The organism is Nocardia arseniciresistens (assembly GCF_046764875.1).
In the GTDB taxonomy this organism is placed as follows: domain Bacteria; phylum Actinomycetota; class Actinomycetes; order Mycobacteriales; family Mycobacteriaceae; genus Nocardia; species Nocardia arseniciresistens.
Window position 1 is genome coordinate 19,070 of the sequence record NZ_JBKORD010000003.1, and the last position, 16,286, is coordinate 35,355.

Genomic DNA, 16,286 nt, shown 5'->3' on the forward strand with positions numbered 1-16,286 from the left:
GTGATTCCGGATGCCCTCAGGGTATTCATAGATATTTTCGGCGGTGTTGCGCCGAGCAGAGATCCGTGGACATGGGATCTCGACGGTGTCAGCGATCTCGGCGACCGGTATGCAACTGCTGCTAGTGAGCTGACCGAACTTCTCCCTGAGTTCAATCGGGTTATCGAGCAGACCGAGAAGTGGTATGAGGGTCACGGTGGCCAAGCAGCTGCCGACTCGCTGAAACAGCTCACCGACGGCAAGTATTCGATCGACCACCTCATCAGCGCGATGGAGGCGGTGCCCGAGTTCACCTCCAAGAGCAACGCGAGCATCGTCGGCGACCGCATTACCGAAAGCATCTTCGCCGCGTGGGGGGTGCTGGAATTCGAGAAGCTCGCGGCCGAACTCGCCGCGTCTGCCGGAACGGCGGCGTGGTTTGTGGCGGCGCAGGAAGCGTTGATCATCGCGATCGGGCGGTACACCTTCGCGGTCGCCCGCAAGAGGATGATGGAACGGCTCGGGATGGCCGCTGCCCGGATGGTGGGTGAACGGCTGCTGCTGCAAGGGCTCAGCCGGATGGGTCTGCAGGGTTTCGAGAATGTCGTGCACCTCGCGTTCACCGGGATCGGGTCCGGGCTGAAGCTGGCGGGCATCGGCGCGGGGTTCACCGCCGGGGCCCAACTGGCCTCCGGTCAGGACCTCGATCTGGCCAAGATCGGTGATGCGGCGTTGGCTTGGGGTGTCGGCGGCGTGGCGGGGCATATGGCGGGCCCGGCCTTCGCTCGTGGGGCCACCCGAATTGGTTTGGGGCGCATGGCGCCTATGACGGCCGGGTTCCTGACGGGCGTGACGACCGCGGTGGCTATCGGGGCGCTGCACGGCCAGTGGGATATGGTTTCGCTCGGCTATATGGGCGCTTTGGGTGCGGCGGGTGGTGCCCGCGGCGGTTTGGCAGCCAGTCGGCACGCCAGCACCGGCTCGGTCCCGCTGGATATGGCGGGAAAGACGGAACTAGCCCAGCTCCGCAACGAGATCAAAGCCAACCTCGCCGTTTCCGAGGGCTTGCCGACCCACGACTTCGCCGAGAAGGTCGCGGCCGCGCACGATGTGGCGACGATGAAAACCCTGAACTACCAGGCGTATACCCACTCGGTCGAGTCGCCAGGCAATGGTGTCGTCGCCGCGGAGTCCGGGGCCGCAACGGTATCGACAGGCACAACTGCCGCGCCCCGACAGTTCCTCGGCTCGACGGTTCTGTCGGACGGATCCGTGGCAGCGCCGTCGAGTCAGCACGCCGCGGGCACCGGGGCCGAGGGGACGCGCAGTGGACCAGCCGCCGATGCCACGACGGGTGCGCGGTCGACCGCGCGGGCGGGCACGGTAGCCGGTCCGGATCAGGCCGCTGGTCGCGGCGCAAGCAACGGTGCGGGCCCGGACCAGGCCACCGGTCGCGGCGCGAGTAACGGTGCGGGCCCGGACCGGGCCACCGGTCGCGGCGCGAGTAACGGTGCGGGCCCCGAGCCGAAGGCCGGAGCGGGAGCCGCCGCGTCGGAGCGGGGAACGGGCAGCTTGGACGCCGGGGCGAAGGCGGAAGCCGCTCCCAAGGGCGCAGAGCGGGGATCAAGTGCCGCGCCGGATACGGGCGTGAAGGCGGAAGCCGGTGCCCCGAAGACTGATGCAGGGCGGGGATCAGCTGCTGCGCCGGAGACGGGTGCGAAGCCGGAAGCTGGTGCCCCGAAGACGGGAACGGCTGCTGCGCCGGAGACGGGTGCGAAGCCGGAAGCTGGTGCCCCGAAGACGGGATCAGCTGCTGCGCCGGAAACGGGTGCGAAGCCGGAAGCTGGCGCGAAGCCGGAAGCCGATGCTCCGAAGACTGCAGCGGAGCGGGAGGCTGCCGCCGCGGAGGCGGGCGTGCCGGACGGAACTGCCGCGCCGGAGGCGGGTGCGAAGCCGGAAGCTGCTGCACCACAGTCGCATTCGGATTCCCAACCGGGCAACCACGAGCCTTCGCGGGGACTGCGGCGCCGGATCCGCGCGTTCACGCAGGCCCTCCGCGAGAGGATGCAGGCCGAGGCTGCCCTGCGTGCGCGGTTGGACGTGCTTGCGCCCGAGCCGGCGGGTGCGCCGGAGCGTCCGGTGGCGGAGCGGTTCAAGGACTGGCTGGAAGCGGAACGCGCTCGGTTGGACCGTGTCGGGACCGAGGCGCAGTCGCATCAGGCGCGCAAGATGCTCGATGAGATGAACACCGAATTCAAAGCCTACGAGGCGGTGGTCGTCGAGTCGGATGCCCGGCGGAAGACGGCGGAGACACGGGCTATCGACGAGGTGTGCTCTCCGTTCGGTGTCAAGGCGGACATGGCGGACGCGCACGGGTTCATCACGGTTGGCACCGAGGGCCTGCTGGACCACCACATCAAGGTCGATCTCGTCGTCGTGCCCGATCCGCAGGGTGGGTTTCGGATCGGGGTCGAGGTCAACGACTTCCATACGGTCAACGTCGAGGCGTATCACGCGGCCAGGCAAGAGCGCATCGAGCTCGGGACCGAGTATCGGGACCAAGTGCGTGCGCGGGTCGGTGAGCGGACCACCGAACTGCGCACCGCGTCGGAGCAGCGGCAGCAGGAGCGGCGGGAGCAGACACAGGACCGGATAGCGCAGGCCCAGGCCGCAGAGCACCAGGCTCGGCTTCGCCTCGAAAGCGCTGCACAGCACGAAATCACGCAGGAGCGCGCGAAGGAGACCACCGCCCAGAGTCGGCTCGAGGCTGCGGAGCAGCGGCTCAGGGCATCGAGGCAGGAGCTCGAGGCCGCCACGCAGCAGCTTCGCGACGCGGATCTGGTGGAAGTGTCGGAGGCCCGGAGGACGGTTCGGGACGCCAGGACGGCAGTCGCGGAGGCACGGACGACGGTTCGGGAGGCCACGGCGGAGGCCAGGGCGACGGTTCGGGAGACCGCGGCGAAGGTTGCGGAGCTGCGTGCGGAGTTGCGGGCGAAGGTCGCGGAGGTGCGCGAGCGGACGGAGACCGCGATCGCCACGGAACGCGACAGGCTGGCCGAGAACATCGCGGCCGAGCGTGAGGCGACGGCGAAGGCAATTGCGGCCGAGCGGATTGCCGCGATCGACGCGATCGAGCGCGAGCGGGTGGCGGCGTTGAAGGCGATCGAGCGCGAGCGGGTGGCGGAGACGCCGCTGCGACGGCTCGAGGAGTTGTCGCCCGTGTCGCGGCGGCATATTGAGGAGTTGCGGGCCGAGTCGCGGCAGCGGGTTGCGGAGTTGCGGGCGGCGGCGCGGGAGCGTTTGGTGCGGTTGTCGGAGCAGGCGCGGGGGGCAGATCTCGCGGTGACTCGGGAGCAGGCGCGGGAGGAGATCGCACAGGTTCAGGATGCGCTGGCGCGGGATGTCGCGAACGAGCGCGCGGCGTTGGTGCGGGAGATCGGGGGGATCAGGTCGGAGTTCCTGCGGGATCTCGCGAAGGAGCGGGTGATCGCATCGGAGCTCACCGCGGCCGAGTTGGTGAAGGAGGCGCGGGCGTCCGCGGTCGACCGCAAGACCACTTCCGAGGCGGCGGGCCGCGCGCTGGTGAAGCATTTCGAAGTGCTGTTGGATCGGTGCGCGCCGGACATGTTCGGCATCAGGACCGCGTCCGCCGAGGTGTTGACCCACATGTTGCGCAACGGCACCGAGGTCGAGCAGCGGATGGCGGCGGCGGAGATTCAGCGCCGGGGCACCGTATCGGAGAAGATCCCCGACGGAAAGTCGTTGCGCTGGACGCAGTTCGCGGCGGGGGAGGCGATGTCCCATGGCCCGGTGAACCAGGACGCCGGCGAGGGCAAGTCGATGATGTACCACGCTTATGTGGCCAGGATCGCCGCGGATAAGGGCTCGGTGCAGTACCTCACCAGGGACAATCTCGTCGACCGCGAGTTCCAGGAGTTGCTGGAGACCTACGGTCGGCATGGGTACAAGGTGCATCGCATCAATCCGGACGAGGTGATGCCGGAGCCGGTAGAAGGCGAGCCGACCATCTACATCGGCTCGGTCGGCGATGTCATTGTGAGCAGGCTGCGCGGCCATCCGGTGCCGGGCCGCCGCGCCGTGATCGATGAGATCGATGAGGCAGCCCACTATGCCGACACGAATTACATTATTTCCGAAGGCGTTTACGAGCTGGCCCCGCCGCGCATCCAAGCGGAGGTCAGGGCCGCGGAGGATTTCCTCAACAATGTTTTTGGCAAGAAGGAGCATCCCCTCAAGGGGCTATTGACCCACGAGGACTTCGGCCGCACGCATTTTCAGCGGAACGGTCCGGCGCGGTTGACCGAGGCGGGTCAGGCGAAGATCGAGGCGGCGCTCGCGAAGATCGAGGGGGTCGCCGAGCGGAAGATGACCGCCGAGGAGCTGCACCGGCTGAACAACGCCGCCGCCGCCCGCTGGGAGCTGGTGCGGGGTAAGCACTACATTATCGGCGCGGACCGGTTCACGCTGGAGGAAACCGGCTACCGGGTGACGCAGGACGAAAAAGGCAACTGGGTGGCGCGGGACAAAAACGGCCACCGGGTGACGCGGGACGGCTACCGGGTAACGCGGGACGAAAACGGAAACTGGGTGACGCTGGACGAAAACGGCCACCGGGTGACGCTGGACGAAAGCAGCCAGCGGGCGCCTCGCAAGGGCGACATCATCATCATCGATCAGGTCGCCCACCGGAATATGATGGATAAGGGGGTCACGAATGAGAGCCGGTGGAACAACGGTCTCGCGCAGGCGCTGGAAGCGCGACATCACCTGGAGATCCGCAACGACTCGGACCATTCGATCAGCCTGAGCTTCGCGGAGACCTTCACCCCGGAGAACTACGACCTGGTCACCGGTGCGTCCGGCACCGCCCACTTCGTCGCCGAGCCGTTGCAAAAACTCGGCATGGGCAAGACCACGATCGTCGACCGCTTCACCCCATCCAAGCTGGTTCTCAAGGACATCAACGGCCAGGCGCTCACGATCAAGGACGCCGCGGATCTGCGACGGCAGGCGACGTTCTCGGACACCGAGGCAGAGCGAAAGCAGGCGATCTGCGCCGAAATCCAAACCGTGAACAAGGGTGGGCAGCCGATTGCCGTCCTGGCCCACGACAACAATCTCGTCAGAGGCCTTGCGAGCATGCTCGGTCGTCAGAATGTCGAGATTGTCCAGGTCAATTCGGAACAGATTTATGCTTGGGAGAAGCAGAGTCCGGGATCCTCTGAAGGGCAGCTGGCGAAGATCTATGCCGAGGCGGGAGCCGAGGGCAAGATTCTCGTCATCAACATGCAGGGCGCGCGTGGTGTCGATATCTCGCCCACGACCGCATCGCTGGTGCGGGGTGGCATGCATGTGATCGTCACCGAGCACTCGGAGATCGCCGCCGTCGACATTCAGGCGATGTACCGTGCCGCCCGCAGCGGCCAACCCGGTAGCGTCAGCTTCCACTCGCTGCGTGGCTCCGATCTCTTCACCAACGTTCCCGTCGACCACCAGATGGCCGTCATCATCGAGCGTTGGAAGACCGCCGACGACCCGCTCGAGATGGCTGCTTTCGAACGACAGATCCAGGCGGCGATCCCGGAACTGCAAAGCGCGGCGGAGGTCCGCATGCAGACGGTCGGCGCGGCCGCCGGGAGCACAACCCTGTTGGGCCTTGGCACTGACTTTGGCGTCGAAGAATTTCTCGCGGACCCGCGGGGCATCGGTCGAGCTCCGGCGCAGGCTCCGGTCCAGCCGGATGTAGGCGGGCGCGCTGGAGCGTCGGAGAATGGTTCCGCCACACAGCCTTTGGGTCAGAACGGGAGTCAGCGGGCGTCGGGCGCACAGGCCGCGCCCAACGGGGCTCAGCCGCAGGGGCAGCCCGTCACGTCCGGCGCGCAGCCGTCTGCGGATGAGTCTGCGGCCGGTGCTGGTACGTCGGCAAGTGCTGCGTCGCAGGCGGCGGCTGCTTCGCCGGATATCGCGGGTGATGCGCCAGCTGTACCGGGTGCTGTGGATGAGTCTGCGGCTGGTGCTGGTACGTCGGCAAGTGCTGCGTCGCAGGCGGCGGCTGCCTCGCCGGTGATCACGGGTGCTGAGCCCGCTGTCTCGGGTGATGCGCCAGCTGTCGCAGGTGCTGCGTCGGGTGTGGCGGGTGCCGCGCCTGCTATGGCGGGTGCTGCGCAGGGTGTCGCGGGTGCTGCGTCGGGTGTGGCGGGTGCCGCGCCAGCTGTGGCGGGTGCTGCGCAGGGTGTCGCGGGTGTGGCGGGTGCCGCGCCTGCTGTGGTGGGTGCTGCGCCGCCGGTTGCGGCGGGTGTTGCGCCAGTGGCCGATCCCGATTCCGATGATAAGAACTCGCCCGACGAGAGTCCCGACAGCCAGCCGGACGCCGAGGCCCCAGCGACGTCCGCGGCGGAGCCCGAACCTCGGTTCGCCCCCCTGTCGGTTGGCTGGGCCGCGGCGCCACAGCCCGCGACCGAGCTCAATTCGCCACGGATGCAACGGATTTTGCACAGGGACGCGCAGAAGTTGCAGTCCGTGCGACGGCGATACGTGCTCGAGCTGCAGGCCCTCGAGAGGCGCGTCAGGCGGGCGGGCATCGATCCGACCGGGATGAACGCGCAGCAAATGGCGGCGGCCTACGAAGCCTGGTTGCGCCCCCAGATCGAGGGGTTCCTCGGCGGGCTTCAGGGCGATTTGGCCGTCCCGGGCGCGCTCGGCGAGGGCATCGCCGGTCTGCGGGCCGCGATCACCCAGGTCGTGCTGCGGTGTGGGTTCTCCCGCGCGGAGGCGACGAACCAGGGACAAGTGCCCTCCGGTGAGGTCTTGGCGGCGGAGCTCGAATCTGCCGCGTTCGCAGCGGATTTGGCGGAGTTCGGTCAGGAGGTGGCGGGCGTCCCGGCGGCCCAGCGGCAGGCCGGGGAGCTGCTGGACCGGATGACGCAGGCCGTCTCGACGGAATTGCTCGGCACGCTGACCGACGGGTACGCGATGTCGCTCGGCGATGGCATGCAGGTGCTCCTTCAGGACAAGGTGGTGCAACTGGCCGGGGACCGTCCGGATCGGATGGCGCAACAGCTGCCGCCGTTGATGAAGGCCGGCTACCGGATCGACGCCAAGCAGGTCACAGTCGACCTCGACGGTCGGGCATGGTACCGGGATGTCGCGCAGGAACCCACTCTCAACATCGACGGCAGCCCCAAAGTGCCCGGAGGTGTTGAGTCTCAGCGGATTCTGACCCTGGCATTGGCGCGTCAGGGGGAGCAGTTCGAGGATTTGATGGCGGATGTGCGCGCCGGGGGGCAGCGACTCGTCGAGTTGATGCCGCGGTTGGATGCCGACGCGCAGGCGGCGTGTGTCGCGTTGCTGCCGTCCGTCGTGCTGCTGACGGCGGGGCTTGCCGATGATGTTCGCGCGGACGCGCATGCGGTGTGGTTGGTATGGGCGCAGGGTGAGCTGGCCGCGGCGCAGGCTGCCCCGGAGAACCAGGCGGCGCATCCGCTTGGCGGCGGTGCGGGTCGCGTGCGAATCGCGCTGCTGCAGAGCCAGATCGAGATGGTCGCGGACATGGCGGCGAAGTTCGCCGCTCGCGCCGCCGTCGCTGCGCGCGCCGCCGCCCGGGCCCACGGATCCGATGCGGCCGTTGGCAATCAGCCGGTGATAGGTGCGGATGGGCAGTTGCTTGCGGCGTTGGGACTGCCGGAGCACCTCGATGCGCGGCAGTTGCGGGCTGGGCTGAACGACCTGGTCGCCTATCACGCTGCGCGCCAGGCCATGACGGACGCGGCGGGCGCGTTGCGTGCGGCGCGTGAGCTGGACGAGGCCGACTATGCGGATGGGGTGGCGCAGCGCCCCGGAGACGACGGACCAGGCCTGCATGAACTGCGGGAGCAGGCGACGGCCCAGGCGGCGGTCGACCGTCTACAGGAAGCGCAACGGCGGGTCGACGCGTTCATCGATCTGCTGGGAGTAGAGCTGCCGGAGGGGCTTTCGGCGTGGCAGCAGCAGCGGTTGCTGGACTTCGGTGCCGCGGTAGCGCAGTGGCGGGATGCGAACGCCGCGCGCCGGGCCGCGCAACAAGCCGCGGACCCGGACGCCGTGGAGCCGGACGCCGAGGTGGATGAGGCGACGACGCGGCGCTACGAGGAAGCCACCCAACAGGTGCACACTGCCGCTCAGCGGCTGGCAGGCGATGCCGCGCTGCGCCCGGTCGCCGAATTGAGTGGCGGGTGGGGTCCCGTTGACCTGACCGGCGAAGGCACGGTCGCTGCCGACGCTCCGATCGTCCATTTCGACGCTGACCTCGATTCGATCTTCGTGGTCAGCGACCAGGGTGCGAACGCGGCGAAGCCGCACAACCAGGACTGGGTGGAAGCGGTGGTGGTGCACACCGCGGACGGGCCGATCCGGATCTCGGTGGTGTGCGACGGGCTGGGATCGACCACCGACGCGCATCGCGCCGCCCGGGTCGCCGCTCGCGCTGCCCGCGCCCGCCTGGCTGCTTTCGCGCTCCAGCAGCAGGGGATTTTCACTGCCGAGCAAGCAGATCGGGCGATGCGGGAGGCGATCGCCGCCGCGCAGACCGCGGTGCTGGAGCTGATCGCCGCCGAGTACGCCGACGACCCGCGCGCGCCGAAGACCACGATCGCGGCGGTACTGGTCAAGCCGGGACGCGACGGAGCGCCCGGGCAGTACGCGGCGGGCTGGGTCGGTGACACCCGGGTCCAGGTGCTGCGGGCCGACGGCGAGTCCGAGGTGGTGTCCAAGGCCCACACGATGTTGACGTACTTGCAGGCCTTCAATGCGGACCTGCCGCCGGAGGAGCGGCCGTCACTGCGTGAGATGCTGCGCGACTCCGAGACCAGCAACATCCTGCATGCACTAGGAAGGGATGGCGGTCCACCGGCACCGGATGATGCGCTGACCCCTGAGTACACCACTACCGGTGAGTTGTCGGATACCGACGTGGTGTTGCTGTGCACCGACGGACTGTGGGGCAGCAACCCGGATCCCGACGAGATGGACATCGTCCTGGACGAGGGCCGCAACACCGACCTGCGGGATATGGGCACCCAGTTGCTGGACCGGGCCTTGCTGGGCGGCGGAGCCGACCACATTACCCTGGCGCTGGTGTCGGGCGCCTCGCCCGAGTCGACGCCGCGGCTGCTGCCACCGCCGCCCACGGGGATTCCGATCGGGTTCCGGCGGCACTACCGGGTCTTGGCCGACGAATACGCGCGTGCTCGCGCCGATTTCTGGCGACTGGCCGCCGAGGCGGGAGCGAGTCCCGAAGATCTGATGGATCCGGATCAGTTGGACGCCGAGATGATGCGTCTGGTCGCGGCGGGTGTTCCCGAGGACGCGAGATTCCGGTTGGAGATCGCGGCGCGTCATTTCCACACACTCGATGACCAGCTGCTCGAGTTCCGGCAGTGGCTCGACGAAGTCGGCGATCGGCCGCTGTTGCGGTGGACCAGGGACGACTCGGATTACCTTACCGCGCTGTCGAATTGGTCGGTTTCGCTGCGAGAGTTGCGGGAGGCGGCGCTGTCCGGCGTCACCGTGGCATTGACCGAGCGTCGTTACCCGGAGCTGTGGCCGCTACTGGCGCTGCCGCGCCCGGCCCTCGATGTCGACCCGATCCTGAGCAACCCGTACGTATCGCAGGAGCTGCGCCGCTACACCGAGGCGTGGCACGAACTCGGCCGGACCGCGCGGCAACTCGACGACACCCGCTCGCGGGACGGGAGCCTGGAGATCCCGCCCGGGCTGCGGCGTGAGTATCGGATGCTGGTCGCCGAGTGGTCGAATGCGCGAGATGTCTTGCGCGGCTTGATCGGCACGTTGCCGGTCACTGTCGAGGACTTGCTGGGCGAAGACCACCGCGACACGCTCGATGCGTTGCGTCAGATGATGGCCGAGGCATCGAGTGACCAGGACGTGCTGCGGCAGTTGATGACCGAGGTGTCCGACGACGAGGAGGCGTTGCGACAGCTCGCGACCGATCTGTCCGAGAGCGAGGCGCACGCGCGCAGGATCGACTGGCTGATCCACACCACGCAACGCTTGCACCGGGCAGACGGTCGGGTCCTGGCCCTGGAGCGACGCATCCGAGCGCATGGCGACGGTGTGGACACCCTGGACGCGCGGCCGCGACCGACGCTGGCTCCGGATATGGGGTTGACCGATGAGTTGACCGATGAGCAGCGCACGCGTGCGCTGCGACGGTGGCGGGCCATCGTGATGGTCGGGCAGTCGCCTGCTGCTACCCGGGATATGTGGGATATCACCGACCTCGACACGCGCCGGGCCATCATCGCGGCACAGCCCGAACTGGTCGCGCGCACCGAGGGCATCCCGCATGAGGTCCGTGACGAAGCGATGCGGCTGGCGTTGCATCGTCACCGGGAAGCGTTGCGGCAGCAGACCGATGCCGATCCGGGCCAGTTGGCGGTGATCGACTTCCAGGTGGACCTGCTGACCGCGGCCGAGCGGTGGGCGGCACAGGTACCGGGGCATCCTGCGGTGCACATGATCGGCCAGACCGGATCGATGATGGTGATCGGTGATCTGGACGCCGCGGAAGAAGTCCATTACCACGCCGTGGACCGCAACAGCCAGGATCCGGTATCGACCATGATGCAGGCGACGGCGGCCGCGATCGACGGGGTCGCGGCCGCCGGGCGACCGACCGCCGCGGTGGTGTGGGTCGGGCCGAGCGACCGCGCTATGGCCGGCGATGGTCCCACCCTGGCCGACGCTGTTGCCGGAATGTTGAAAGACCGTGCCGATAACGGTCTTTCGGCCCCGGATGTGGTGTTGGTCGGGCACGACGACACCCTCCCGGCGACGCAGCGTTTCGAGGGCATGCCGGAGGCCGATCCGGACCTGGTGTTGCACGCGTGGGACGACGAGGTGTTGGCGGCGCATCGCGACCGCATCGAGATCGACGCGCCGGACCCGGCGGTGGCGCGCTGGGAGCCGTCACATCGGCTGGAAGGTGTTGCCAACAACTGTTTCCCGGAAGCGGCCCAAGCCGGGTTGGCGCGAGTGTTGGCCGCACTGGAGCGCAATCCTGACGCCGACCCCGCAGTGATCGCTGATCTGCGCGATCGGTTGGCGATGGTGGAACTGATCGGGGTGCCGGAGCACGGGTTGAGTGGTGCTTACGGCGCGCAGCTGGTGGGTGCGGACTGGCATCCGGAGGGGTTCGCGGACTTCGACGCGATGGCCGCCGCGGTGCCCGCCGAGGGCGGGGTGATGATCGCGGCGGTGGCGTTCGACGGCTTCCAGCAACGCGGTGTGGTCGGTGCGCACGCGGTGGCGATCTACCGGGAAAACGGTCGGATCATGGTCCGCGACGGGAATGGGCCCGCGGTCACTTTCGAGGTGTGGCGTCAGGGTCTGACCGGTGTGGTCGGGTGGCACGGCATCGTCATCAATGCCGACGGGTCACCGGCATTCGCGCTCGATGAAGACGGTCGGACTCGGGGGATGGCGGGTGCGGCGTTCCCGGTCGCGAATATCGGTGCGCTGCCGGGTGCCGCAGACTTCGGAGCGGCTGCCCGCCTTGGGGGTCCACCTATCCCGCCGATCGGTCCTCCATCTACGCCGGAACACACGCAAGCTGTGCTGGGACAGGCGCTGGTCGACCTGGAAGCACAACGGGACGACGCGCGCCGCGCTATGGACGCCGCGGCAGCCGCGCTGAACGTGAACGATAATTCCCGAATCGCCCTGCACTCGCAGCAGTTCGCGACCGAACTCAACCGCCTGCTCGGCCCGTCGCCCCAACTGCCGACCGATCCGCCGGACAGTTTGCTGGACAGTCCGTCGTTCAACTCCGCGCACAACCCGCCGCCCGGCTGGCTGGATTTGGCCGCGCACGCGAACCACTACCACGAGCTGGACGGCATGGCTGCCCAGGTGAAAGCGCTCTTCGCCGAGGTAGGGGAGCGCAAACAGCACGCACCGGAGTGGCTCGCCGCAGCCGGCCGCCACGCCGCCGCGCTGCCGGAGTGGTCCACCGCGGTGCGGGCCGTGCGTGACGCGGTGCTGAACCAGCCGGGCGAAGACGAAGGACGCGCGCTCATCCGCAGGGTGAGCGCAGCGATCGACGCGCTACAGGCGACCTGGGCGCAACTCGCACGCGACACTGTGGATCTGGGATCCGTTGTCGGAGTGAGTGATCGGGGCCCGAGCTATACCGGCAATCAGGACGCGATGGCGGCCGACGTCTTCGTCGTCGACGGCAGGCCGATCCGGTTCGCGATCGTCTCCGACGGGGTGTCGGTGTCGGCGGATGGCCACCGCGCCTCGTCCGCGGCGGTCGCGGCGGCCCGCGCGAGCTTGCGCGCCGCATTGGCCGCGCACGACCCCGCCGCCCCGATCACCGATGAGCAGCGCCGGGCCATGGTTGCCGATGCCATCGATGCCGCACAGGCCGCGGTCATGCGGTTGATCGACGACGAGTACGCCGATATCCGCGACAAGGCCATCGCGGATATCGAAGCGAACGCCGACGAGAGAAGCATCACGCGGCCGCCGCAGGCCACCATCGCGGTGGTACTGCTCGACTCGGGGCGAGACGGGAAACCGGGCAAGTACACAGCGGGTTGGGTCGGTGACAGCCGGGTCGACGTGCTCGATCCGGCGGACCCGAGTAAGTCGCGGACGGTGACCTTCGACCATTCGGCTGTCGGCATGGGCATGCTCTACGACGCGGTCGACGCCGCCAAGGCGGCAGGCTCCGATACTCCGGACGCGCAGCTGAAGGACGACGTCTCGCAGGTTGTCGGCGAGGCGCCCAAGAGCAGTGGCGCATTGATGAACGTGCTCGGCTTCGGCATCCAGAATGCGCAGGGTTACGGTGCGCTCGGCGGACCACCGGTGCAAGGCGCGCAGCACCACGCGCGATATCTCACCGATGGCGAAGTCGCCGAAAACGAGGTCTTGTTCGTCCATTCCGACGGGATCGGCGGCAAGAACCGCCAAGCGCCGTCGTTCGCCGAGGCTTTCGCCGCACACAACGGCGACCCGGCCGCCGCGCTGGCGGCGCTGGTCGACCTGGAACTCGACAACGGTCAAGAGGACAACATCACCGGCGTCGCGTTGCTGTGCACGCCTAACGAACCCGGAGACCCGCCGCCGGTCGGGCAACAGCAGTTGCAGGATGGGTTGCAGACCCTGCGCGCTTACCAGCAGGCACGGCACGACATGGCGCAGGCAGCCACGCAGGTACTGCGCGCGCGCGGACTGGATGCCGCGGGCGGACACCCGGCGAACAGCCGTAGTCCGGGTCCGGCGGAGTTGGATGCCCAACAGTCGTTGGCCGACGCGGTTCTCCACTTCCGGAAGTTGGAGCAGCAGGTCGGTGTATTCGCCGACCTGCTGAGCATGCCGCAGCGCAAGCCACTTTCGCCGCAACAGCGTCAAGCGCTGATCCGGTACGCCGACGCGGTGACGGAGTGGACGGCCGCGGTGGACGGGTTCAGGCCCGCAGCGGCCGGTGCCGGACGGCCGGCCGCGCCGCAGCAAGCGCTCGCGCCGGGCGAGGTGGATCCCGAGTGGCGGCGCTTCATTCTGGCCGGAAGGCAGGTGCGCGCCGCCATGCGGCGGCTGGCTCTCGATCCAGTTCTGCGGCCGGTCACGACCGCGGCCGGCTCATGGGCGGTCGGATTCTCGCTGGATGATGTTCCTACGCAGCCTGATTCACTGAGCGCCGACACCGAGGCGGTCGATCATTTCGAGGTCGACCTCGGTTCGATTGCCGGGATCAGCGACCTGGGTGCGAGCGAGCGCAAGGAACGCAACGAGGACTGGATGGCCTCGGTGGTGATCGACACCTCCGAGGGGCCGATCCGGATCTCCGTGGTGACCGACGGTGCGTCGAACTGCGACGGGCATCGCGCCGCCAGGGTGGCCGCGGAAAAGGCCCTCGAATACCTGGCTACGGTCGCGCGAGGACTGGGCGTCGGGGAGCGGTTGTCGAAGGAAGCAGCCGAACAGGCCATGCGCGGGGCGATCGACGCGGCACGGGCGGCGGTGCTGGAGTTGACCGAGGCCGAGTACGCGAACGACCCCAACCCGCCCAAGACCACGATCGCGGCGGTCATGGTGCAGCCGGGGCGTGCGGGGCAGCCGGGGCAGTACACAGCGGGCTGGGTCGGCAACACTCGGGTGCAGGTGCTTCGGGAGCACGGGGTATCGGAAACGGTGACTACCGACCACCTTTGGCGCGATGACGTCCCGGAGCGGAGCGAAGCCGACAGGGTTGCGGCGCCGATAAATGCGCTGATGCCGCCCTACCTCGGTCGGGGTTACGCACTGCCGGCGGATTACATCCGATCCGGCACCGTATCGGACACCGACATCGTGGTGGTGGACACCGACGGGCTGTGGAACATCGCTCCGGGACAGTTGTGGGAGACCGCACCCGACGCGAACTGGTTGGCAGAGCTGCTGGCACACGAACGCGGCGACTTGTCCGCGAAAGGCGCGTACTTGCTCGGCCAGGCGCTGCGCACGGGCGGGCGGGACAACACAACCCTCACCCTGATGTCGTGCGCGCCGAGCGAACCACCGCCGAAAGCGCTGCCCGCCATGCCCGTTGGCATGCCGGTCGACCTTCGAGATGACTATGCGGCACTCGCGCAGGAGTACCAGTGGTGGTGGACAGAACTGCGCGGCCTGGCCACGCGGCTGCCCGGTGTGGATTTGGCGAACCTGACCTTGCCGGAACGGCTCGAAGACGAGCTGGAGAGCATGGGCGGACAGGCTATCCAGCACGACCAGTTGGATGCGCCGACTACGTTGGCGATCACCGCACGCCACTTCCGCGAGTTGGGCATGCGAGTCGCGCGGTTGCGCAGGTGGCTCGATGTGGCGGCCGACCGGGCCGAGTGGAGCGATGCCGAACGCGACTACCTCTCGGCACTGTCGGACTGGGCGGTCACGCTGCGCGAACAGCGAGATATGGTGTCGGCCCTGGCATCCGAGGCCGAATCCCTCACGCGCGACATGTCGGCTCCAGTTGGGCCAGTGCACAACGAGGCCATCAGTTTGGTCACCATGCCGCACCCGATCGGTGTGCGTGATCCGCTCCGCCATGATCGGGGCCTTATGCGGGTTGTGGGTCGGCAGGAGGCAGCGGCGCACCGTGTTCGGCTCGCGGAGCAGCAGATCGTGGATCTGGCGCCGGAAGGTCCGGCCGGTGGTCGCGGCTCGTACCTGCGGATGCTCGACTCGGACGGCGAGCTCGACTCGATGCCGATTCCGCTCGGTTTGCGAGCCGGGCACCGGGCGTTGGTCACCGAATACGAGAGTGCGTTCGCGGCACTGCGGGATGCGGTCGGGAGGGTGCCCGCCGATGTGGCCACGACGCTGTCGATCAACGTCATGGAGCTGACGGGCGACGGTTACGACGAAGCTCGTGGCCGGGTGAAGCGATTGCTTGCCAGGCCCGGCGTCGACCGCGAGCGCAACAATCTGAATGACGTCCTCGCCGCCGCGCGGCGGTATCACCTGGCCGCCGACCAGGTTCGCGCCTTGACGCGGCGTATCGCGAAGCATCAGGGCGGCGTGGATTCGGTGCGCGCCCAGCCACGCCAGACACTCCCGGCGGACCCCGGATACACCCAGCAGCAACACAACCGCGCGACGGATCGGATGCGCAGCATTCGGAGTTGGGCGCGCTCGGCGAACGACTATGCACTCGCGTGGCAGTGGACCGACCCGAACGGCACGGATGGCACAGGTAGCACGGGTAGGCGGAGCAAGAACAGTCTGCAGCAGGCGCTGATCGACGCGATGCCCGAAGCGGTCGCCACCACCGAAGGTTTCCCGCGCGAGGCGCGCGACGAGGCGACACGACTGATGTTGCGCCGCAGCCTGGAACGGCTCTCGAAGCTCGACACCCTCTCCCCTGAACAACAGCAGCAGTTGGCGTTGGTGAACTCTCGGGCGGAGCTGCTGACCGCGGCTGAGCGGTGGTCAGCGCAGGTGCCGGGGCATCCGGCGGTGCAGATGCTCGGCACCACCGGCACGCTGGTGGTGATCGGCGATCCGGACACCGCGGAGACCATCAGTTTCCATGCGGTGGACGAGAATTCGGACTCGCCGGATCAGGCATTGCTGCGGGCCACCGCCGCTGCTGTCGGCAGTGTCGCCGCGTCCGAGCGACCGGCCGCGGCGGTAGTGTGGATCGGGTCGGCCGCCGCGACTGATGCCGAAGTCGGGCCTGCTCCCCACACTGCTCGTCGACAAACCGCGACCTTGGCGCAGACGGTGGCGCAGGTGATGGCCAC

General features: G+C 68.3%; 1 protein-coding gene (cut by a window edge). It reads left to right on the plus strand.

Going from position 1 to position 16,286, the window contains the following annotated elements; translation table 11 throughout:
* A protein-coding gene (locus tag ACLMAJ_RS06260) for a LacI family DNA-binding transcriptional regulator (RefSeq protein WP_412012550.1) crosses the window boundary here: on the plus strand, window positions 1-16,286 show its 5' portion. The gene runs 123,919 nt beyond the window's last position; 16,286 of the gene's 140,205 nt are visible here — the first part of the coding sequence; the start codon lies at window positions 1-3; its stop codon lies off the right edge, out of view.